Source organism: Enterobacter sp. PL_is379, assembly GCF_055817355.1.
On sequence record NZ_JBVPGT010000014.1, the window covers coordinates 1 to 20,929 of the forward strand.

19 protein-coding genes and 1 riboswitch are annotated in these 20,929 nt (G+C 56.7%); of the genes, 12 read left to right on the forward strand and 7 right to left on the reverse strand.

Features of this window, described 5'->3' with window-relative positions; translation table 11 throughout:
* Positions 1-430 precede the first annotated feature (430 nt).
* Both purH and purD read left to right on the forward strand, forming a co-directional pair.
* Positions 431-2,020 carry a bifunctional phosphoribosylaminoimidazolecarboxamide formyltransferase/IMP cyclohydrolase gene (purH, locus tag AC0TOY_RS00360; protein WP_061716167.1) on the forward strand — a complete coding sequence of 530 codons (1,590 nt, stop codon included), beginning with the start codon at positions 431-433 and terminating at the stop codon, positions 2,018-2,020.
* A 15-nt stretch (positions 2,021-2,035) separates the two neighbouring features.
* Positions 2,036-3,328 carry a phosphoribosylamine--glycine ligase gene (purD, locus tag AC0TOY_RS00365; protein WP_248166164.1) on the forward strand — a complete coding sequence of 431 codons (1,293 nt, stop codon included), beginning with the start codon at positions 2,036-2,038 and terminating at the stop codon, positions 3,326-3,328.
* A gap of 46 nt (positions 3,329-3,374) precedes the next feature.
* On the opposite strand, the gene AC0TOY_RS00370 is transcribed toward purD, so the two are convergent.
* From AC0TOY_RS00370 to nudC, 6 genes are all read right to left on the reverse strand, one after another.
* Positions 3,375-4,067 carry a DUF1481 domain-containing protein gene (locus AC0TOY_RS00370; RefSeq protein WP_024908250.1) on the reverse strand — a complete coding sequence of 231 codons (693 nt, stop codon included), beginning with the start codon at positions 4,065-4,067 and terminating at the stop codon, positions 3,375-3,377.
* Positions 4,068-4,078: 11 nt separating this feature from the next.
* Positions 4,079-4,351: a nucleoid-associated protein HU-alpha gene (hupA, locus tag AC0TOY_RS00375; RefSeq protein ID WP_002445246.1), complete on the reverse strand. Its 273-nt coding sequence runs from the start codon at positions 4,349-4,351 to the stop codon at positions 4,079-4,081.
* 186 nt (positions 4,352-4,537) lie between these two features.
* Positions 4,538-5,128, reverse strand: a complete 591-nt coding sequence (locus AC0TOY_RS00380; protein ID WP_008503468.1) for a YjaG family protein — start codon at positions 5,126-5,128, stop codon at positions 4,538-4,540.
* 41 nt (positions 5,129-5,169) lie between these two features.
* Positions 5,170-5,841 (reverse strand): deoxyribonuclease V, encoded by a 672-nt coding sequence (gene nfi, locus AC0TOY_RS00385; RefSeq protein ID WP_473721389.1) that lies wholly within the window; start codon positions 5,839-5,841, stop codon positions 5,170-5,172.
* 9 nt (positions 5,842-5,850) lie between these two features.
* Positions 5,851-6,915 carry a uroporphyrinogen decarboxylase gene (gene hemE / locus AC0TOY_RS00390; protein WP_024908252.1) on the reverse strand — a complete coding sequence of 355 codons (1,065 nt, stop codon included), beginning with the start codon at positions 6,913-6,915 and terminating at the stop codon, positions 5,851-5,853.
* 38 nt (positions 6,916-6,953) lie between these two features.
* The gene (gene nudC / locus AC0TOY_RS00395; RefSeq protein WP_473721390.1) at positions 6,954-7,727 is read right to left on the reverse strand and encodes an NAD(+) diphosphatase; all 774 of its coding nucleotides are present in this window, start codon (positions 7,725-7,727) and stop codon (positions 6,954-6,956) included.
* A gap of 95 nt (positions 7,728-7,822) precedes the next feature.
* On the opposite strand from nudC, the gene AC0TOY_RS00400 reads away from it, so the two are divergent.
* The 10 genes from AC0TOY_RS00400 to AC0TOY_RS00445 all read left to right on the forward strand — a co-directional run bounded on the left by AC0TOY_RS00400 (position 7,823) and on the right by AC0TOY_RS00445 (position 16,608).
* Positions 7,823-8,320 carry an Rsd/AlgQ family anti-sigma factor gene (locus tag AC0TOY_RS00400; RefSeq protein ID WP_023334107.1) on the forward strand — a complete coding sequence of 166 codons (498 nt, stop codon included), beginning with the start codon at positions 7,823-7,825 and terminating at the stop codon, positions 8,318-8,320.
* Positions 8,321-8,374: 54 nt separating this feature from the next.
* Positions 8,375-8,486: riboswitch (TPP riboswitch) on the forward strand.
* A 79-nt stretch (positions 8,487-8,565) separates the two neighbouring features.
* The gene (gene thiC / locus AC0TOY_RS00405; RefSeq protein ID WP_473721391.1) at positions 8,566-10,461 is read left to right on the forward strand and encodes a phosphomethylpyrimidine synthase ThiC; all 1,896 of its coding nucleotides are present in this window, start codon (positions 8,566-8,568) and stop codon (positions 10,459-10,461) included.
* On the forward strand, positions 10,461-11,096 hold the full coding sequence (thiE, locus tag AC0TOY_RS00410; RefSeq protein ID WP_061716172.1) for a thiamine phosphate synthase: 636 nt from the start codon (positions 10,461-10,463) through the stop codon (positions 11,094-11,096). Before thiC ends, thiE begins: the two co-directional genes overlap by 1 nt.
* Positions 11,089-11,844, forward strand: a complete 756-nt coding sequence (locus AC0TOY_RS00415) for a HesA/MoeB/ThiF family protein (protein ID WP_061716173.1) — start codon at positions 11,089-11,091, stop codon at positions 11,842-11,844. The genes thiE and AC0TOY_RS00415 overlap by 8 nt, the downstream gene beginning before the upstream one ends.
* On the forward strand, positions 11,828-12,028 hold the full coding sequence (thiS, locus tag AC0TOY_RS00420) for a sulfur carrier protein ThiS (protein ID WP_024908257.1): 201 nt from the start codon (positions 11,828-11,830) through the stop codon (positions 12,026-12,028). The genes AC0TOY_RS00415 and thiS overlap by 17 nt, the downstream gene beginning before the upstream one ends.
* Position 12,029: 1 nt before the next feature.
* Positions 12,030-12,800, forward strand: a complete 771-nt coding sequence (gene thiG / locus AC0TOY_RS00425; RefSeq protein ID WP_473721392.1) for a thiazole synthase — start codon at positions 12,030-12,032, stop codon at positions 12,798-12,800.
* Positions 12,797-13,924 carry a 2-iminoacetate synthase ThiH gene (gene thiH / locus AC0TOY_RS00430; RefSeq protein ID WP_048990373.1) on the forward strand — a complete coding sequence of 376 codons (1,128 nt, stop codon included), beginning with the start codon at positions 12,797-12,799 and terminating at the stop codon, positions 13,922-13,924. The genes thiG and thiH overlap by 4 nt, the downstream gene beginning before the upstream one ends.
* A 336-nt stretch (positions 13,925-14,260) precedes the next feature.
* On the forward strand, positions 14,261-15,802 hold the full coding sequence (locus AC0TOY_RS00435; protein WP_473721393.1) for a sensor domain-containing diguanylate cyclase: 1,542 nt from the start codon (positions 14,261-14,263) through the stop codon (positions 15,800-15,802).
* Positions 15,803-15,982: 180 nt separating this feature from the next.
* Entirely contained in the window at positions 15,983-16,291 is a 309-nt protein-coding gene (locus tag AC0TOY_RS00440; protein WP_023334100.1) for a PTS sugar transporter subunit IIB, read from the forward strand.
* Positions 16,291-16,608 (forward strand): PTS lactose/cellobiose transporter subunit IIA, encoded by a 318-nt coding sequence (locus AC0TOY_RS00445; RefSeq protein ID WP_008503455.1) that lies wholly within the window; start codon positions 16,291-16,293, stop codon positions 16,606-16,608. Before AC0TOY_RS00440 ends, AC0TOY_RS00445 begins: the two co-directional genes overlap by 1 nt.
* A gap of 57 nt (positions 16,609-16,665) precedes the next feature.
* Here the strand turns inward: AC0TOY_RS00445 and rpoC are convergent, their stop codons facing one another.
* A complete protein-coding gene (rpoC, locus tag AC0TOY_RS00450) occupies positions 16,666-20,889 on the reverse strand; it encodes a DNA-directed RNA polymerase subunit beta' (protein WP_023309968.1) in 4,224 nt (1,407 codons plus the stop codon).
* Positions 20,890-20,929: the final 40 nt, after the last annotated feature.

Below are 20,929 nucleotides of genomic sequence, written 5' to 3' on the forward strand. Positions count from 1 at the left end.
ATTGTTAAAGAGCAGTGCAACGCGGCTTTCGCTCACCGTTGCGAGGTGGCGTATATTACGCTTTCCTCTTTCAGAGTCAACCCGTTATTTCAGGATTTTTTCTCTTCAACCGACCGGGTTGTTTGTGAAGTGATTCACATCCGCCGTGTCGATGGAGGCGCATTATAGGGAGTTCTCCGCAGGCCGCAACCGCTAAATGACAGAAAAATGACTGACTGCTGCATTCCACAGCAAAACCCCGCCTTATACCTTTTTACGCACAGACTTATCCACAATGATACGAAAAAGTGAAAATGTGCGAGCGTTGCGCAAACGTTTTCGTTAAAATGCTCGCGCTTAACAAGGATGCCTCGTCAGGTGTGTTAGATGAGTTTTTCACAGGAAAATTCATCTAACGCTCTCTGTAATCGTGAAATCCAGGGGATTTACCATGCAACAACGTCGTCCAGTCCGCCGCGCTCTGCTCAGTGTTTCTGATAAAGCCGGTATCGTCGAATTCGCTCAGGCACTTTCCGCACGCGGTGTGGAGCTGCTTTCCACAGGCGGTACCGCTCGCCTGTTAGCAGATAAAGGTCTGCCGGTAACCGAAGTGTCCGATTACACCGGTTTCCCGGAAATGATGGATGGACGCGTCAAAACCCTGCATCCAAAAGTACATGGCGGTATTCTTGGCCGTCGCGGTCAGGACGACGCCATTATGGAACAGCATGACATCGCACCAATCGACATGGTGGTTGTTAACCTCTACCCGTTTGCCCAGACCGTTGCCCGCGAAGGCTGCTCTCTGGAAGATGCCGTAGAGAATATTGATATCGGCGGCCCGACCATGGTGCGCTCCGCGGCCAAGAACCATAAAGATGTGGCCATCGTCGTAAAGAGCAGCGATTACGAAACCATTATTAATGAGATGGATGCCAACGAAGGGTCGCTGACCCTGGAAACGCGTTTCGACCTCGCCATCAAAGCCTTCGAACACACCGCCGCGTACGACAGCATGATCGCCAACTACTTCGGTAGCCTGGTACCGGCTTACCACGGTGAAAGCAAAGATCCTTCCGGCCGCTTCCCGCGCACCCTGAACCTGAACTTCATTAAGAAGCAGGATATGCGTTACGGTGAGAACAGCCACCAGCAAGCAGCCTTCTATATAGAAGAAGAGGTAAAAGAAGCCTCTGTTGCGACCGCTCAGCAGGTTCAGGGCAAAGCCCTCTCCTATAACAACATTGCCGACACCGACGCCGCGCTGGAATGCGTAAAAGAGTTCAGCGAGCCGGCCTGCGTTATCGTCAAGCACGCGAACCCATGCGGCGTTGCCGTGAGCACCTCTATTCTGGATGCCTACGATCGCGCCTACAAAACCGACCCGACCTCTGCGTTCGGCGGCATTATCGCCTTCAACCGCGAGCTGGATGCTGAAACGGCTCAGGCCATCATCTCCCGCCAGTTCGTTGAAGTGATCATCGCGCCATCCGCATCCGAAGAGGCGCTCAAAATTACCGCGGCAAAACAGAACGTGCGCGTACTGGTTTGCGGCCAGTGGGCAGAACGCGTGCCGGGCCTGGACTTCAAACGCGTCAACGGCGGCCTGCTGGTTCAGGATCGCGATCTGGGTATGGTGACAGAAGCCGACCTGCGCGTGGTGACCAAACGTCAGCCGACCGAACAGGAACTGCGTGACGCGCTGTTCTGCTGGAAAGTGGCGAAGTTCGTCAAATCCAACGCCATCGTCTACGCGAAAGAGAACATGACCATCGGAATAGGTGCTGGCCAGATGAGCCGCGTCTACTCCGCGAAAATCGCGGGCATTAAAGCAGGCGATGAAGGTCTGGAAGTGAAAGGCTCCGCCATGGCTTCTGACGCGTTCTTCCCGTTCCGTGACGGTATCGATGCGGCAGCTGCTGTCGGCATCACCTGTGTGATCCAGCCTGGCGGCTCAATCCGCGACGACGAAGTGATTGCCGCCGCCGACGAACACGGCATTGCGATGATCTTCACCGACATGCGCCACTTCCGCCATTAATTCCCGGAGCTGAAAATGAAAGTATTAGTAATTGGTAACGGCGGACGCGAGCACGCGCTGGCGTGGAAAGCGGCGCAGTCTCCGCTGGTGAAAACGGTCTTCGTGGCACCGGGCAACGCCGGTACCGCACTGGAACCCGCGCTGCAGAACGTGGCTATCGGCGTGACTGACATTCCGGCGCTGCTGAGTTTTGCCCAGAGCGAGAAAATCGACCTGACCATTGTCGGCCCGGAAGCGCCGCTGGTGATTGGCGTCGTTGACGCGTTCCGCGCGGCGGGCCTGACAATCTTCGGGCCAACACAAGGGGCCGCGCAGCTGGAAGGCTCCAAAGCCTTCACCAAAGATTTCCTCGCGCGTCATAATATCCCGACGGCGGAATATCAGAATTTCACTGAAGTGGAGCCTGCTCTGGCCTACTTACGTGAGAAGGGCGCGCCGATTGTTATCAAGGCCGACGGTCTGGCCGCCGGTAAAGGCGTGATCGTCGCGATGACGCTCGAAGAAGCCGAAGCCGCTGTTCAGGACATGCTGGCAGGTAACGCCTTTGGCGATGCGGGCCACCGCATCGTGATTGAAGAGTTCCTCGACGGTGAAGAAGCCAGCTTTATCGTGATGGTCGACGGCGAGCACGTTCTGCCGATGGCCACCAGCCAGGACCACAAGCGTGTGGGCAATGCCGATACCGGCCCGAATACCGGCGGAATGGGCGCCTACTCCCCTGCCCCTGTAGTGACTGACGAAGTTCATCAACGCACCATGGATCGCGTCATCTGGCCAACCGTGAAAGGGATGGCGGCGGAAGGTAACACCTACACCGGTTTCCTCTACGCGGGCCTGATGATCGACAAGCAGGGTAACCCTAAGGTTATCGAATTCAACTGCCGCTTTGGCGATCCGGAAACTCAGCCCATCATGCTGCGCATGAAATCCGATCTGGTGGATCTGTGTCTGGCAGCCTGCGAAGGCAAGCTGGACGAGAAAACGTCAGAGTGGGACGAGCGCGCGTCTCTGGGTGTGGTGATTGCTGCGGGTGGTTATCCGGGTAATTACAACACCGGGGATGAGATCCACGGTCTGCCTCTGGAAGAGATTGACGGTGCGAAGGTGTTCCATGCCGGTACGAAGCTGGCTGAAGACGATCGCGTTCTGACCAACGGCGGACGCGTGCTGTGTGCAACCGCGCTGGGCCATACCGTGGCAGAAGCGCAGAAGCGCGCCTATGCGCTGATGGCGGATATTCACTGGAACGGTAGCTTTAGCCGTCAGGATATCGGCTATCGCGCGATTGCGCGCGAGCAGGGGGAGTAATTCCTCCTCGCCCTCACCCTCTCCCTCAAGGGAGAGGGGATTTACCTCAGAAACTCTTCTCCGTCGGCTGCCAGGTACAGAAGTCTTCGTTCGCCACCAGCAGCAGCTGAGAGCCTTCCGGCGCTTCCAGCCACGCCACACTCACTTCCATTGATGAATGACGCTGACGGCGTTGAATGTGTTCGGTCGCCCAGGATTCAAGCTCAGGCTTGACCGTTTGCCCTTCGCAGGTGGTTACCGTTCCGTCGTTATGCCAGCGCCCCTGGCGCAGCACAACGCGCCCCAGACGAAGCGCATCGCTGGTCTGGCGAATTTGTTCGGCACGATAACGGTAGAGGGCGATTTGATCGCTGGAAAGCTGCTGTTTTTGACCACTGACTTCGCGCTGCATAAAGCTCAGCTCGCCATGGTCGTCAAAACGCACTTTCACGTGTTCGGGGGTCTTGCTGTAGACGTTCAGTTCAATCAGCGACAGGTCATCTCCCTGCCAGCGATATTCCGCCGTCGACGTATTGCCGTTATGCCACGGGCTAAAGGCAGAAAGCAGATGCACTTCGCCGCCGGAATCTTTGCGCCAAATCCTGACTGCACCCTGGTTGTCCGCGTAGCCGCTGGCGGTAAACGGCGGCAGGGAGGTGTCGTGGCTGCAGGCGGACAGCAGCAGCATGCCTGCCAGCGCGAGCGTTCCGCGCCAGAAAGACAAAAGGGGCGTTGCCGCCCCTTCGCTAAAACTGTTCACTGCCACGCGTCTTACTTAACTGCGTCTTTCAGTGCTTTACCAGAAACAAATGCCGGCACGTTCGCTGCGGCGATTTTGATTTCTTTACCGGTCTGCGGGTTGCGGCCAGTACGCTCAGCGCGGTGGTTCACTTTGAAGGTACCGAAACCAACCAGTTGTACAGCATCGCCTTCTTTCAGAGACTCAGTAATAGCAGCCAGGGTAGATTCCAGAGCAGCTTTAGCCTGCACTTTAGACAGATCAGCCTTGTCCGCAATTACATCAATCAGTTGAGTCTTGTTCATAAGTTATCCTTTCAATGTGTTTATCGCTTGCTAAGCATCGAGTGCGACGAAAATGCCAAAAAAGCACTCTCCTGCATACACGCACCGATAGCCACTTTTTTTCGCCCCCCAAATGTAGACCAGACAAGGGGCGAAAGGGAAGAGTCGAGGAGCGACAAAACGGGCGTTATCTCAAGTTTTCTTATCTCATTGGTTAAAAATTATACCAATATTACTCTCACCGGCCTCACGTAAGTCCGCACGCAGCCCTTTTATCAGTTCAATATCGCGTTCTTCACACTCTGCCAGCAGGCGGAAAATTTCCCACTGAATGTCCCATTCTTGCTCCACGGCCGGGTTTGCACGCAGCTCTTCATCGGTCATTTCGCGACCTTCCTGGGTCATTTCCAGCATCGCCACGGTAGTGATAGAGGCCTTACTGACTTCAATAGCGTGCTCCAGCGTCTCACCGCTCAGACGGGAGTGAAGCAGTTCGCTTAACGCCACGCAGGCATCAATTGCCGGGTAGACGCCGTACAGGTCAAAATCATCCGCCACCGGAATCGCCTCTTCGAGCTTTTCGAGCTGAGAGTCGAAATTCACCTTCGCGTCTTTCACCGTCAGCGTTTCCCAGATCAGATCCAGAATGCGGCGGTAGATATGGCCATCACCAAAGCCCGTCTGCTTACAGAACGCGGCATAGTTGGGATACATGCGCTCGCACAGGCAAGCCATAAAGGTGACGTGCTGCCAGCTTTCCAGCTTTTCAAGGCGCAGGTGAATCGGGTTTTGTAGCATGATGATCTCTCGAATCGAAAATTAGGCGCAGTTTACCTGAATCACCGCTGAATTTCCTGCCAACGAACAAAAGCCGGACGCGAAGAGGCCACCGCGTCAGCCCAGCGCGTCGGCTCCGGTAAGCGGTAGCCGTTCATGCAGCGCTGTACCCACGCCAGAGCGCTGTCCATGCTCACCCGATGGCCGGTGGCGATGAACAGCGGATTACAGCGAGCCTTGCTGCACCAGACCCATGCCAGCTGCTCGCCTTTATGGATAAGCGGCGCAAGCGCGCCCGGCTCGGCGGAGAGTGGCTCAAACGCGCCGCACAGGCGTTTCTTGGCAACGCCAATGGTCGGCACATCCACCAGCAGCCCAAAGTGGCTGGCAACGCCTAAACGGCGCGGGTGTGAGATCCCATGCCCATCGACAAACAGCAGGTCAGGTTTTTGCGAGAGCTGCTCCCACGCTGCCAGCAGCGCGGGATATTCGCGGAAGGAGAGAAAGCCCGGGATATACGGCATGGTGGTCGCGATACGCGCGACCTTGTACTCCACCAGCTCAAGCGAAGGGTATTTCAGTACCACCATCGCCGCTCGCGTCACTTCCCCACCCTGCTCGAACCCGACGTCTGCTCCGCCAATGTACTGCGGAGGATCCTTATCCAGACGATCCTCGCGGATCACCGATGAGGCCAGTTCGATTTGCTGAGCGCGTAGCGACGCGAGATCCATAACGACTCCTTACTTGTGATACTGGGCAGAAAGCCGATGCACCGCCTCCACAAATACGCCTGCGTGCTCTGGCGGTACATCCTGATGAATACCGTGGCCGAGGTTAAAGACGTGACCTTCCCCCTGGCCGAAACCAGACAGTATAGTCGACACTTCTTCTTCAATGCGGGCTGGCGGCGCATAGAGCATGGACGGGTCCATATTGCCCTGCAGCGCCACTTTGTCGCCCACGCGGCGGCGCGCATCGGCAATATCGGTGGTCCAGTCGAGACCCAGCGCGTCGCAGCCGGTGGCCGCCATCGCTTCCAGCCACTGACCGCCACCTTTAGTGAACAGCGTCACCGGCACGCGGCGACCTTCGTTTTCACGCAGCAGGCCGTCGACGATTTTGTGCATGTAATACAGGGAGAACTGTTGATAATCGCGTCCGGTCAGCACACCACCCCAGGTATCGAAAATCATCACCGACTGCGCACCCGCCTTAATCTGCGCGTTCAGATAGAGGGTGACGCTCTTCGCCAGCTTGTCGAGCAGCGCATGCAGGGCCAGCGGCTCGGCGTACATCATCTTTTTAATCAGGGTGAAGGCTTTGCTGCTGCCTCCTTCCACCATATAGGTTGCCAGCGTCCACGGGCTGCCGGAGAAGCCAATCAGCGGCACTTCGCCTTTCAGCTCGCGGCGAATGGTGCGTACGGCGTTCATCACGTAGCCCAGCTCGCCTTCCGGATCGGGGATCGGCAGCTTGTCCACGTCGGCTTTGCTTTTGATCGGAGAGGTGAAACGCGGGCCTTCACCGGTTTCGAAGTACAGGCCAAGGCCCATGGCATCCGGAATGGTCAGAATATCCGAGAAGAGGATCGCAGCATCCAGCGGGAAGCGGCGCAGCGGCTGGAGCGTCACTTCACAGGCCAGCTCGGCGTTTTTGCACAGCGACATAAAATCGCCCGCCTGCGCGCGCGTGGCTTTGTACTCTGGCAGATAGCGTCCCGCCTGGCGCATCATCCACACCGGGGTGACATCAACGGGCTGGCGCAGCAGCGCACGCAGATAACGATCGTTCTTCAGTTCGGTCATTTTTGCAGTTCCTTAAGCGTCATGGCCTCAGTGTAACACTACTCATACTCGGCCCGACATATCGCCACGGTATCTTCTATCAGCCGACGCGCCACGGTGCCCGGCGGAGGTAACAGCGGTAAATCGTCGTAGCGATACCAGTTCGCATCCAGCAGCTCTTTCTGATCGATAACGATCTCGCCGCTGTCATATTCGGCCATAAAGGCCGTCATCAGCGACTGCGGGAACGGCCACGGCTGGGAGGTGACGTAGCGCAGGTTCTTCACTTTGATCCCGCTCTCCTCCATCACCTCGCGCGCCACCGCCTGCTCCAGCGTTTCGCCCACTTCGACGAAGCCGGCCAGCACGGTATGAACGCCGTTGCGATGACGGGTATGCTGCGCCAGCAGGATGGAATCCTCCCGGCGGATAGCGACGATAATGCACGGCGCAATCTGCGGATAGTAGCGTTCGCGGCAGTGGTTGCAGAGCATCGCCCATTCGGTTTTGCTCGGACGCATGGTATGGCCGCAGTAGCCACAGTATTTATGCGAGCGGTAAAACTCGGCCAGCTGCACGCCGCGCCCCGCCAGCTGGAACAGCCCGACATCCAGATCCAGCACCTGGCGCACAGATCCCATATCCTGGCGGCGGGACTGTTGGATCAACCACACGGGCTCACCCTGCCACTCGCCGATCTGTAGCGCTGGCTGGCCAACAAGATCGAACGCCTCAGCTGCGCCATAGGGGATTTCCCCGGCAGTAAGCCATAATTTTTGTTCGTGACTGACGATCCACCAACCAAGATCTGATTTTTCAATAATACGATCCATATCTATTGCACTACCTTCGCTTCACTGACATGTTGTTAGCATTGTGGTTACATTCTGGATAAGCAGATTCAATCCAACATTTTGCGGAGTCGACCATGTTAAACCAGCTGGAAAGCCTGACTGAGCGCGTTAGAGGAAGTAACAAACTGGTGGATCGCTGGCTACATGTGCGCAAGCATCTACTCGTGGCTTATTACAATCTGGTCGGCATTAAGCCTGGCAAAGAATCGTTTATGCGACTGAATGAAAAAGCGCTGGATGATTTTTGTCAGGGCCTGGTCGACTATCTGTCCGACGGCCATTTCAATATTTATGAACGCATTATCCGCGAAATGGAAGGGACAACACCGTATTTAGCAGCCAGCAAGCTCTATCCGCTGCTGGAAGCCAACACCCAGCAGATCATGGATTACTATGATTCCGCGCTCGAGAACGCCATCGATCACGATAACTATCTTGAGTTTCAGCGGGCGCTATCCGACCTCGGTGAAGCGCTGGAAGAGCGATTCACGCTGGAAGATAAGCTGATCGCCCTCGTGCTGGACAATGATTTGAACATCAGTAACGAAGAGAACGTCGCGCGCCCTGCTTGAGTTCTTCACCGTTAACGAGTAATTTACAACCATTCGCCCCTCTCACGAGGGGGATTTTTCTTGTCGGAGTGCCCAGCGCCTGAAAGCGCGGGCTGAGACCGTTAATTCGGGATCCGCGGAACCTGATCAGGCTAATACCTGCGAAGGGAACAAGAGTCACACTGCTGTTGTATCGCTCCCCGGGCGATCCTCTCTTGCTTCATCCGTCGTCTGACAAGCCATGTCCTTCACTTTTGGAATGAGCTATGTCTACTGCAAAACTGACCCGCCGCGAACAGCGCGCACAGGCCCAACACTTCATCGACACCCTGGAAGGCACCGCTTTCCCGAACTCGAAACGCATCTACATTTCCGGCTCGCAGGCCGATATCCGCGTCCCGATGCGCGAAATCCAGCTCAGCCCGACGCTTATCGGCGGCAGCAAAGAGAATCCGCAGTACGAAGACAACGAAGCCGTGCCGGTGTATGACACCTCCGGTCCGTACGGCGACCCTGATGTTGCCATCAACGTTCAGCAGGGTCTGGCAAAGCTGCGCCAGCCGTGGATTGAGGCGCGTAACGACTGCGAAGAACTCAGCGTACGCAGCTCTGCGTACACCAAAGAGCGCCTGGCCGACGACGGTCTGGACGAGCTGCGCTTTACCGGCCTGCTGACGCCAAAACGCGCTAAAGCGGGCAAATGCGTGACCCAGCTGCACTACGCGCGCCAGGGCATCGTCACGCCGGAAATGGAATTCATCGCCATCCGCGAAAACATGGGTCGTGAGCGCATCCGTAGCGAAGTGCTGCGTTATCAGCATCCGGGTGAAGGCTTTGGCGCTCGCCTGCCGGAGAACATCACGCCGGAGTTTGTGCGTGACGAAGTGGCCGCCGGGCGCGCGATTATCCCCGCCAACATCAACCACCCGGAGTCCGAGCCGATGATTATCGGCCGCAACTTCCTGGTGAAGGTCAACGCGAACATCGGTAACTCGGCCGTGACCTCCTCCATCGAAGAAGAGGTGGAAAAGCTGGTCTGGTCCACGCGCTGGGGCGCGGACACGGTAATGGATCTCTCCACCGGCCGCTATATTCACGAAACCCGCGAATGGATCCTGCGTAACAGCCCGGTACCGATTGGCACCGTCCCGATTTATCAGGCGCTGGAGAAGGTCAACGGCATTGCCGAAGACCTCACCTGGGAAGCGTTCCGCGACACGCTGCTGGAGCAGGCCGAGCAGGGCGTGGACTACTTCACCATTCACGCGGGCGTGCTGCTGCGCTACGTGCCGATGACGGCGAAGCGTCTGACCGGTATCGTCTCGCGCGGCGGTTCCATCATGGCGAAGTGGTGCCTGTCCCATCACCAGGAAAACTTCCTCTACGAACACTTCCGCGAGATCTGCGAAATCTGCGCCGCCTATGACGTCTCCCTGTCGCTGGGCGACGGCCTGCGTCCGGGCTCCATCCGCGACGCCAACGACGAAGCGCAGTTTGCCGAGCTGCACACGCTGGGCGAGCTGACTAAAATCGCCTGGGAGTATGACGTGCAGGTAATGATTGAAGGCCCGGGACACGTGCCGATGCAGATGATCCGCCGCAACATGACCGAAGAGCTGGAGCACTGCCATGAGGCCCCGTTCTATACCCTGGGACCGTTGACCACCGATATTGCGCCGGGCTATGACCACTTCACCTCAGGCATTGGCGCGGCGATGATCGGCTGGTTCGGCTGCGCCATGCTCTGCTACGTGACGCCGAAAGAGCACCTCGGCCTGCCAAACAAAGAGGACGTGAAGCAGGGGCTGATTACCTACAAAATTGCCGCCCACGCGGCGGATCTGGCCAAAGGCCACCCGGGGGCGCAAATCCGCGATAACGCCATGTCGAAGGCGCGCTTTGAATTCCGCTGGGAAGACCAGTTCAACCTGGCGCTGGATCCGTTCACCGCCCGCGCCTATCACGACGAGACCCTGCCGCAGGAATCAGGCAAAGTCGCGCACTTCTGCTCTATGTGCGGGCCAAAATTCTGCTCGATGAAAATCAGCCAGGAAGTGCGTGACTACGCCGCAGCGCAAACCATTGAAGTGGGCATGGCGGACATGTCTGAAACCTTCCGCGCCAAAGGCGGCGAAATCTACCTCAAAAAAGAGGAGGCGTAATGTACCAGCCCGATTTCCCACCCGTCCCCTACCGTTTAGGGCTCTATCCGGTGGTGGACAGCGTGGCGTGGATAGAGCGACTGCTGGAGGCAGGCGTTCGCACCCTCCAGCTGCGCATCAAGGATAAGCGCGATGACGAGGTGGAAGCCGATGTGGTTGCCGCCATCGCGCTGGGGCGTCGGTATAACGCCCGCCTGTTTATCAACGATTACTGGCGACTGGCCGTTAAGCACCAGGCGTACGGCGTGCATCTGGGTCAGGAAGACCTCGAAACAACGGATCTGAGCGCTATCCGTGAAGCCGGGCTGCGTCTTGGCGTGTCAACGCACGATGACATGGAGATCGACGTGGCCCTGGCGGCCCGTCCCTCATACATCGCGCTGGGCCACGTCTTCCCGACGCAAACCAAGCAGATGCCCTCCGCACCGCAGGGTCTGACGCAGCTGGCGAGTCACGTTAAACGCCTTGCCGATTACCCCACCGTCGCCATCGGCGGAATCAGCCTTGAACGCGCCCCGGCGGTGCTGGAGACCGGCGTCGGCAGCATCGCCGTCGTCAGCGCCATCACCCAGGCTGCAGACTGGCAGTCCGCCACCGAACAGCTGTTACAGCTGGCAGGAGCTGGCGATGAATGATCGCGACTTTATGCGCTACAGCCGTCAGATCCTGCTGGAGGATATCGCCATCGATGGCCAGCAAAAACTGCTCGCCAGCCGGGTGCTGATTGTCGGTCTGGGCGGATTAGGCGCGCCCGCCGCGCTTTATCTGGCAGGTGCGGGCATCGGTACGCTGGTGCTGGCCGACGACGACGAGGTTCACCTCAGCAATCTGCAGCGACAAATCCTCTTTACCACCGAGGATATCAACCAGCCGAAAGCAAAAATCACCCGGCAGCGGCTGAACCAGCTAAACCCGGATATCGAGCTGATTGCCTTACAGGAGCGTCTTAGCGGTGAAAGCCTGCACCGTGAAGTCGCCCTTGCCGACGTGGTGCTGGACTGTACCGACAACATGGCGACGCGCCAGGCGATTAACGCCGCGTGCGTGGCAAATCATACGCCGCTTATCACCGCCAGCGCGGTGGGGTTCGGCGGGCAGATGATGGTTCTGACGCCACCGTGGACGCAGGGCTGCTATCGCTGTCTGTGGCCGGATGATGCCGAGCCAGCGCGCAACTGCCGGACGGCGGGCATTCTGGGTCCGGTGGTCGGCGTAATGGGCACCATGCAGGCGCTGGAAGCCATCAAGCTGCTCAGCGGCATGGAGACGGAACGCAATACGCTGCGGCTGTTTGATGCCCGCTCAGCCGGCTGGCGCCAGCTGGCGTTACGCCGCGCCAGCCGCTGCCCGGTATGTGGAGGCCGCGATGCGCATTCTGTTTAACGATGAGCCGATGAGATGCGAAGACGGGCTCACCGTTGCGGTACTGCTCGACAAGCTGCGTCAGCTCAAGCCGGGAACGGCGCTGGCGCTCAATCAACAGATCCTGCCGCGCGAGCAGTGGGAACATCAGCAGGTCAATGACGGCGACCAGATCCTGCTGTTTCAGGTTATCGCAGGGGGCTGAGATGTTACGTATTGCCGATAAAGTCTTTGATTCACATCTGTTTACCGGAACCGGAAAATTCGCCTCGCCGCAGCTGATGGTGGATGCCATTCGCGAAAGCGGCAGCCAGCTGGTGACGCTGGCGCTCAAGCGCGTGGATCTGCGTCATCACAGCGATGCCATTCTGGCGCCTTTACTGGAGGCAGGCGTCACGCTGCTGCCCAACACCTCCGGTGCCAAAACGGCCGAAGAGGCGATTTTCGCCGCGCAGCTGGCCCGCGAGGCGCTCGGCACCCGCTGGCTGAAGCTGGAAATTCATCCTGACGCCCGCTGGCTGCTGCCCGACCCTATCGAAACGCTGAAAGCGGCTGAAAAGCTGGTGCAGCAAGGGTTTACCGTCCTGCCTTACTGCGGCGCCGACCCTGTCCTGTGCAAACGGCTGGAAGAGGTCGGCTGCGCCGCCGTCATGCCGCTGGGCGCCCCCATTGGCTCCAACCAGGGGCTGGAAACCCGTGCGATGCTGGAAATCATTATTGAGCAGGCTACCGTGCCGGTGGTGGTTGATGCGGGCATTGGCGTGCCCAGCCATGCCGCACAGGCGCTGGAGATGGGCGCCGACGCGGTGCTGGTGAATACGGCCATCGCGGTTGCCGACGAACCGGTCATGATGGCGCGTGCGTTCCGCATGGCCGTAGAGGCTGGGTTGCTGGCAAGGGAGTCCGGCCCCGGCTCGCGCAGTTTCCAGGCGCAGGCCACCAGCCCGCTGACCGGTTTTCTGGAGGCGATCTCATGAGCACGTTTACCGAGCGCTGGCGGCAGCTTAACTGGGACGACATTGCCCTGCGCATCAACAGCAAGACGGCGGCTGACGTGGAGCGTGCGCTGAATGCCCGCCATCTGACCCGCGAGGATCTGATGGCCCTGCTCTCCCCGGCGGCCAGTGCGTACCTCGAACCGATGGCCCAGCGAGCACAGCGGCTCACCCGCCAGCGTTTTGGCAACACGGTGAGTTTCTACGTGCCGCTCTATCTCTCAAACCTGTGCGCCAATGACTGCACCTATTGCGGCTTCTCCATGAGCAACCGCATCAAACGTAAAACGCTCGATGAAGGTGAGATTGCCCGTGAGTGTGCGGCTATTCGTGAAATGGGCTTTGAACATCTTCTGCTGGTCACGGGCGAACATCAGGGAAAAGTGGGAATGGACTATTTCCGTCAGCACCTTCCCGCCATCCGTCGTCAGTTTGCGTCGTTGCATATGGAAGTACAGCCCCTGGCGCAGGAGGAGTACGCGGAGCTCAAAACCCTCGGGCTGGATGGGGTCATGGTCTACCAGGAAACCTACCACGAGGCGACGTACGCCCGGCACCACCTGAAGGGTAAGAAACAGGATTTCTTTTTCCGGCTGGAAACGCCGGACAGGCTGGGTCGCGCGGGCATCGACAAAATCGGTCTGGGTGCGCTGATCGGGCTCTCCGACAGCTGGCGGGTGGATTGTTACATGGTGGCGGAACATTTGCTGTGGCTTCAGCAGCGCTACTGGCAGAGCCGTTATTCCATCTCCTTCCCGCGTCTGAGGCCCTGCGCGGGCGGGATTGAACCGGCTTCGCTGATGGATGAACGCCAGCTGGTGCAAACCATCTGCGCGTTTCGCCTGCTCGCTCCGGAAGTGGAATTATCGCTCTCAACGCGTGAGTCCCCGGCGTTTCGCGATCGCGTTATCCCGCTTGCGATTAACAACGTCAGCGCGTTTTCCAAAACACAGCCTGGCGGCTACGCCGACGATCATCCGGAGCTCGAGCAGTTTGCGCCGCATGACGGACGACGTCCGGAAGCGGTCGCCGCCGCTCTGACGGCGCAGGGTCTTCAGCCTGTCTGGAAAGACTGGGACAGCTGGCTGGGAAGAGCCTCGCAGTGACGTTGAAACGCACTGCAACATCATAAAAAATTGTCGAGGCGCGACGAAAAGGCAAAACCGGAGGATTGTCAGCGATCGTCCGGTTTTTTATTGTCACACGGTCAGCAACGGATGCTGACCAGGGCGAAAAGCTTCTTCCTCGTTTCGCCCTGCCTCTGGTTCATTGCACAAACGGCTCCAGCCTGGTGAATAAGTATTTTCTTAATGGTTCTTAAGATAAATCATCCCGTCAGAAATCGTGTGCCGTATAATTCACCGCTAACCGCAGGACAGCGACTATGCTGAGAGGATATCGGCAGACGAACAGTATTCACCATCAGGAACGATGTACAGCTCATGGCACTTCACAGCAAAAAGCTCTCTTTTACCCGGCCAATCATGCTCAGCTTCGCGGGGATCCTCTGCAGTTTTGCGGTGATCGCGATCTCGGTGACGCTATCGCAACGAAAGGATTTTCTTGAGGATTATCATAAGATCAATAGCAATTTCACGCACAACCTGGCGGTGAACTACACCGAATCTATCCTGCGTGAAAACGACTATATCCTGGGCCGTTCCGCGATGTACTTTGCACGTGACGACAGGCTAAACGAGACGCTGAACGTCAATCCGACGCAAGGGCTGCAGATGATGATGCATTTGCAGAACCTGATGCCGACCGTCTCCTCCATCTCGCTGGCGGACACGCAGGGGCATTACCTCCGCGCACCGGAAGTGCTCCCCACGGAGACGAGTAAAACCTTCGATCCCAGGACGAGGCCGTGGTTTGTCGCTCAGGCGGAAGCCAGCATCTTCAGCCACTATACCCGTCCTTATATGGATTACTTTACGGGGCACCCCACGGTCACTCTTTATAAGCCAGTGATTTCACCAGAAGGCAGACTGAAGGGAACGCTCGCGTTTCATCTCGATTTGACATCAATGGGCTACACCCTGCGTCAGATGGTGGCGCCCGTTCAGGGGGAATTCTTCGTCGTCGAGCGTGACGGTGCTGTGGTGCTGCATCCGGATACCGGCGCGCTCTTCAAGCAGTACGTGAGCGAAGCGCTGATGGACAAAATGACCAGCGGTGAAGGCCACCTTTACGACAAGAAAAGCAACGCCTGGTATTACTACTACTCGTTTACCAACCCGGACTGGTTTGTCATTTACCGGGTATCGGATGCAACGCTCACCGATATTACCCGCCACGAAACGACGATTGTTGGCTGGGGGTTTGCGCTGGCGGCCATCATCATCATCCTCTTCGGCTTATACCTCCGCCACGCCTCGCGTAGCGTGCTGATGCATATTATCAATGCCATCAAAACCGGCGACGTCAGCGAGGCGCCGCGCCTGGAAGCGATGCTGAGCCACACGATTCAGTCCAATAAAGAGCGCGAAATGGCGTATGTGCGCCAGGCCACCCACGATGCGCTGACGGGCTGTAAAAACCGCCGCGCGTTCGATAGCGATATCGCGGAGCTGCTGAATACCCAGCAGCCTTTCGCGATGGCGCTGGTGGATATCGATAACTTCAAGTCGATTAACGACACGCAGGGCCACCTGACCGGTGATATCGTTCTGCGTAACGTGGCCCGCGAAGGGATCCAGATCATGCAGCCACATCACGTCTCGCTTTACCGTTATGGTGGAGAAGAGTTTGCGGTAATTTTCCATGCTGAGCAGATGTCGTCTGCGCTCTCATTGCTGGAAGCATGGCGTACCGCTGTTGAAAAACGTGTCTGGCGGGAAGAAAACCTGCGGGTTACGTTCAGCGGCGGTCTTGGGGAGTGGCATTTTGAACCGCTGGAGCACTTTATCGGAAGCGTTGATAACGCTCTTTACAGCGCCAAACAGCAGGGCAAAAACCGCATCAACCGAACGTCCATCAGCTAATCCTCCCTCTTTCACCCTGCCCGTTTCCACGGGCCGGGTACCCGACAATGCAAAATTGTAACCGGTTTCAGAAAATCGCCGGTTTCTTTGTGATGCCTGACACACAATCGCGGTAAACCGGTTGTTGAAGCGGTCTGCACGGGATAATTATCAATAAACACATGTAGATCGAGGCTGATTATGAAGAACATCGTTTTATGCTGTGCAGCGGGAATGTCAACCAGCATGCTGGTTCAACGTATGAAAGACGCCGCGCAGAAAAAAGGGGTTGAAGTCACGATTAAAGCCGTTCCGGTTGCGGAGTTTAAAGACAACATCGCGACGGCCGACATCGTATTGCTGGGGCCACAGGTTAAATACGAGCAGGCCAAACTCCAGGCACAGGCCGAGCCGCTAGGTAAAAAGGTCGCGGTGATCGACATGATGGATTACGGCATGATGAAAGGTGATGCCGTACTGGAAAAAGCGCTCAAACTTCTGGAGTCATAATGGAAGACTTAGAAACCACGATTATGGAACTGCTGGTCAACGCAGGCGCGGCGCGCAGTGCGGCCCTGACGGCGTTACAGATGGCGCGTAAAGGTGAGTTTGACGAAGCAGAAAAAGCGATGGAAGAGTCGCGTGAATATGTGAAGCATGCGCACACGATCCAGACGCAGCTTATCGGTCTTGATGAGGGAACCGGGAAGCTTCCGGTTAATCTGATCACCGTTCACTCTCAGGATCACCTGATGAACGCGATGGTCATTCAGGATCTGGCGGGCGATATGATTGAGCTTTATCGACGGATCCCGCTGGTGAATTGAAAACATGCAGATGTAAAAAAACCCGCCGAGGCGGGTTTTTTATTAGCGACTCAACGATTACTCGTTGTCGGAACCGCCCAGACCTGCGTTCAGCAGTTCTGCCAGGCTCGCGGATGCATCTTCAGCAGTTACCTGCGGTGCAGCTGGCAGTTCGCCCGCAGCACGACGACGCATACGATCCTGGTGGTACGCATAACCGGTACCCGCCGGGATCAGACGACCCACGATAACGTTCTCTTTCAGACCGCGCAGTTCATCACGCTTACCAGCAACAGCGGCTTCGGTCAGGACACGAGTCGTTTCCTGGAACGATGCTGCAGAGATGAAGGACTCGGTTGCCAGAGACGCTTTGGTGATACCCAGCAGATCGCGCGAGAAGGTCGCACCGATTTTGCCGTTCGCTTCCAGTTCGCGGTTAGCGATCTTGACGCGTGAGTATTCAACCTGCTCGCCTTCCAGGAACTCGGAGCTGCCTGCGTTTTCGATGGTTGCTTTACGCAGCATCTGACGAACGATAACTTCGATGTGCTTATCGTTAATCTTAACGCCCTGCAGACGGTAAACGTCCTGCACTTCGTTGGTGATGTAACGCGTTACCGCGTGTACGCCACGAAGACGCAGAATGTCGTGCGGCGCTTCTGGACCATCGGAAACCACGTCACCACGTTCTACACGTTCACCTTCGAACACGTTGAGCTGACGCCACTTAGGAATCATCTCTTCGTACGGTTCGCTACCATCTACTGGAGTGATAACCAGACGGCGTTTCCCTTTGGTCTCTTTACCGAAGGAGATGATACCGCTGATTTCAGCCAGGATTGCAGGCTCTTTCGGACGACGTGCTTCGAACAGGTCCGCAACGCGTGGCAGACCACCGGTGATGTCCTTGGTACCGCTGGATTCCTGTGGAATACGCGCCAGAGCATCACCCGCACCGATCTGAATGCCATCTTCCAGCTGAACGATCGCTTTACCCGGCAGGAAGTACTGCGCAGGCATGTCGGTACCAGGGATCAGAACGTCGTTACCCTGAGCATCAACGATTTTCAGCGCAGGACGCAGATCTTTACCACCGGTAGTACGTTCAGCAGAATCCAGAACTACCAGAGAAGACAGACCGGTCAGCTCGTCGGTCTGACGAGTAATGGTCTGGCCGTCGATCATGTCAGTAAAGCGGATGAAACCACTTACTTCGGTGATAACCGGCATGGTGTGTGGATCCCAGTTTGCAACGGTTTCACCGCCGGCAACCTGCTCGCCATCACCTTTCGCCATAACCGCACCGTAAGGCACTTTATAGCTCTCTTTGGTACGACCGAATTCGTCGATCAGTTTCAGCTCGGTGTTACGAGAGGTCACAACCAGCTTGCCTGCGGAGTTAACAACAGACTTCGCGTTGCTGAGCTTGATGCTACCTTTGTTTTTCACCTGGATGCTGGATTCAGCAGCCGCACGAGATGCCGCACCACCGATGTGGAACGTACGCATCGTCAGCTGTGTACCCGGCTCACCGATGGACTGTGCCGCGATAACGCCGATTGCTTCACCTTTGTTGATGATGTGGCCACGCGCCAGGTCACGACCGTAGCAGTGCGCACATACACCAAAGTCGGTGTCACAGGATACAACGGAACGCACTTTCACTGAGTCAACAGAGTTCGCTTCCAGCAGGTCACACCAGTGCTCGTGCAGCAGCGTGTTACGTGGAACCAGAATGTCTGCAGTACCCGGCTTCAGAATGTCTTCCGCGGTCACACGACCCAGAACGCGATCGCGCAGTGGCTCTTTAACATCACCACCCTCGATAACCGGGGTCATGGTGATACCTTCGAGGGTGCCACAATCGTCTTCGGTGACAACCAGATCCTGGGCAACGTCAACCAGACGACGCGTCAGATAACCGGAGTTCGCTGTTTTCAGTGCGGTATCCGCCAGACCTTTACGAGCACCGTGCGTGGAGATGAAGTACTGGAGTACGTTCAGACCTTCACGGAAGTTCGCGGTGATTGGCGTTTCGATGATGGAGCCATCTGGCTTCGCCATCAGACCACGCATACCTGCCAGCTGACGAATCTGTGCTGCGGAACCACGCGCACCGGAGTCGGCCATCATGTAGATGCTGTTGAAGGAAACCTGCTGCTCTTCTACGCCGTCACGGTTAATCACGGTTTCGGTCTGCAGGTTATCCATCATCGCTTTGGATACACGATCGTTCGCCGCTGCCCAGATATCGATAACTTTGTTATAGCGTTCGCCCGCGGTAACCAGACCAGACTGGAACTGCTCCTGGATCTCAGCAACTTCGGCTTCCGCTTCAGAGATGATCTCGTGTTTCTTCTCTGGGATGACCATGTCATCGATACCAACAGATGCACCTGAACGCGCTGCATAAGCAAAGCCGGTATACATTGTCTGGTCAGCGAAGATAACGGTCGGCTTCAGACCCAGAATGCGGTAACAGGTGTTCAGCATTTTGGAGATCGCTTTCTTGCCCAGCGCCTGGTTGACGATGGAGAAAGGCAGACCTTTCGGTACGATCATCCACAGAATCGCACGGCCAACGGTCGTGTCTTTCAGGCTGGTTTTCGCAACGAATTCGCCGTTTTCATCTTTTTCGTATTCGGTGATACGCACTTTAACGCGCGCATGCAGAGAGGCCAGGCCAGCGCGGTAAATACGCTCAGCTTCTTTCGGGCCAGTCAGCACCATGCCTTCGCCTTTGGCGTTAACACAGTCACGGGTCATGTAGTACAGACCCAATACAACGTCCTGAGAAGGAACGATGATTGGCTCACCGTTCGCTGGAGACAGGATGTTGTTGGTAGACATCATCAGCGCACGCGCTTCGAGCTGGGCTTCCAGCGTCAGCGGTACGTGAACAGCCATCTGGTCACCATCGAAGTCGGCGTTATATGCCGCACAAACCAGCGGGTGCAGCTGGATAGCTTTACCTTCGATCAGGACTGGCTCAAATGCCTGGATACCCAAACGGTGCAGGGTTGGTGCACGGTTCAACAGTACCGGGTGTTCGCGGATAACTTCGTCCAGGATATCCCAAACGACAGCTTCTTCACGCTCAACCATTTTCTTCGCGGCTTTGATGGTGGTGGCCAGGCCACGCAGTTCCAGCTTGCCGTAGATGAATGGTTTGAACAGCTCCAGTGCCATTTTCTTCGGCAGACCGCACTGATGCAGACGCAGGTATGGACCTACGGTGATTACAGAACGACCGGAGTAGTCAACACGCTTACCGAGCAGGTTCTGACGGAAACGACCCTGTTTACCTTTGATCATATCGGCCAAAGATTTCAGAGGACGTTTGTTAGAACCGGTGATCGCACGACCGCGACGACCGTTATCCAGCAGGGCATCTACCGCTTCCTGCAGCATACGTTTTTCGTTGCGTACGATGATGTCCGGCGCAGCCAGATCCAGCAGACGTTTCAGACGGTTGTTACGGTTGATAACGCGACGATACAGATCGTTCAGATCGGACGTTGCGAAACGACCACCATCCAGCGGAACCAGTGGACGCAGATCTGGCGGCAGAACCGGCAGAACGGTCAGGATCATCCACTCTGGTTTGTTACCAGACTGAACGAACGCTTCCAGCAGTTTGATACGCTTGGTCAGCTTTTTACGTTTGGTTTCGGAGTTGGTTTCGTTCAGCTCTTCACGCAGCTGCTCGCACTCTTGCTCCAGATCCATGCTCTTCAGCAGGGCCTGAATAGCTTCCGCACCCATCTTCGCGTCGAATTCGTCACCGAACTCTTCCAGCGCGTCCAGATACTGCTCTTCAGTCAGGATCTGATGACGTTCCAGGTTCGTCATCCCGCCTTCGATAACCACATAAGATTCGAAGTACAGAACGCGTTCGATATCACGCAGCGGCATATCCAGCAGCAGACCGATACGGGACGGCAGAGATTTCAGGAACCAGATGTGAGCGGTCGGAGACGCCAGCTCGATGTGGCCCATGCGCTCACGACGCACTTTGGTCTGGGTCACTTCAACGCCGCACTTCTCACAGATCACACCACGGTGTTTCAGGCGCTTGTACTTACCGCACAGGCACTCGTAATCTTTTACTGGCCCGAAAATACGCGCACAGAAAAGGCCGTCACGCTCAGGTTTGAACGTACGGTAGTTGATGGTTTCCGGCTTTTTAACTTCACCGAAAGACCATGAACGGATCATGTCTGGCGAAGCCAGAGCAATTTTGATCGCATCAAACTCTTCGGTTTTAGTCTGCGCTTTCAGAAACTTTAATAAATCTTTCACGGATTTGCTCCCGTCGGAGTTAGCACAATCCGGTGCCGGG

What these genes read in the sequence shown, in the direction of transcription:
- AC0TOY_RS00380 (WP_008503468.1), bottom strand. Translation starts at nt 5,128, where the DNA reads ATGCTACAAAACCCGATTCACCTGCGCCTTGAAAAGCTGGAAAGCTGG.
- purH (WP_061716167.1), top strand. Translation starts at nt 431, where the DNA reads ATGCAACAACGTCGTCCAGTCCGCCGCGCTCTGCTCAGTGTTTCTGAT.
- AC0TOY_RS00445 (WP_008503455.1), top strand. Translation starts at nt 16,291, where the DNA reads ATGGAAGACTTAGAAACCACGATTATGGAACTGCTGGTCAACGCAGGC.
- hupA (WP_002445246.1), bottom strand. Translation starts at nt 4,351, where the DNA reads ATGAACAAGACTCAACTGATTGATGTAATTGCGGACAAGGCTGATCTG.
- purD (WP_248166164.1), top strand. Translation starts at nt 2,036, where the DNA reads ATGAAAGTATTAGTAATTGGTAACGGCGGACGCGAGCACGCGCTGGCG.
- hemE (WP_024908252.1), bottom strand. Translation starts at nt 6,915, where the DNA reads ATGACCGAACTGAAGAACGATCGTTATCTGCGTGCGCTGCTGCGCCAG.
- thiH (WP_048990373.1), top strand. Translation starts at nt 12,797, where the DNA reads ATGAGCACGTTTACCGAGCGCTGGCGGCAGCTTAACTGGGACGACATT.
- thiE (WP_061716172.1), top strand. Translation starts at nt 10,461, where the DNA reads ATGTACCAGCCCGATTTCCCACCCGTCCCCTACCGTTTAGGGCTCTAT.
- nudC (WP_473721390.1), bottom strand. Translation starts at nt 7,727, where the DNA reads ATGGATCGTATTATTGAAAAATCAGATCTTGGTTGGTGGATCGTCAGT.
- thiC (WP_473721391.1), top strand. Translation starts at nt 8,566, where the DNA reads ATGTCTACTGCAAAACTGACCCGCCGCGAACAGCGCGCACAGGCCCAA.
- AC0TOY_RS00440 (WP_023334100.1), top strand. Translation starts at nt 15,983, where the DNA reads ATGAAGAACATCGTTTTATGCTGTGCAGCGGGAATGTCAACCAGCATG.
- thiS (WP_024908257.1), top strand. Translation starts at nt 11,828, where the DNA reads ATGCGCATTCTGTTTAACGATGAGCCGATGAGATGCGAAGACGGGCTC.
- thiG (WP_473721392.1), top strand. Translation starts at nt 12,030, where the DNA reads ATGTTACGTATTGCCGATAAAGTCTTTGATTCACATCTGTTTACCGGA.
- AC0TOY_RS00415 (WP_061716173.1), top strand. Translation starts at nt 11,089, where the DNA reads ATGAATGATCGCGACTTTATGCGCTACAGCCGTCAGATCCTGCTGGAG.
- AC0TOY_RS00435 (WP_473721393.1), top strand. Translation starts at nt 14,261, where the DNA reads ATGGCACTTCACAGCAAAAAGCTCTCTTTTACCCGGCCAATCATGCTC.
- AC0TOY_RS00400 (WP_023334107.1), top strand. Translation starts at nt 7,823, where the DNA reads ATGTTAAACCAGCTGGAAAGCCTGACTGAGCGCGTTAGAGGAAGTAAC.
- nfi (WP_473721389.1), bottom strand. Translation starts at nt 5,841, where the DNA reads ATGGATCTCGCGTCGCTACGCGCTCAGCAAATCGAACTGGCCTCATCG.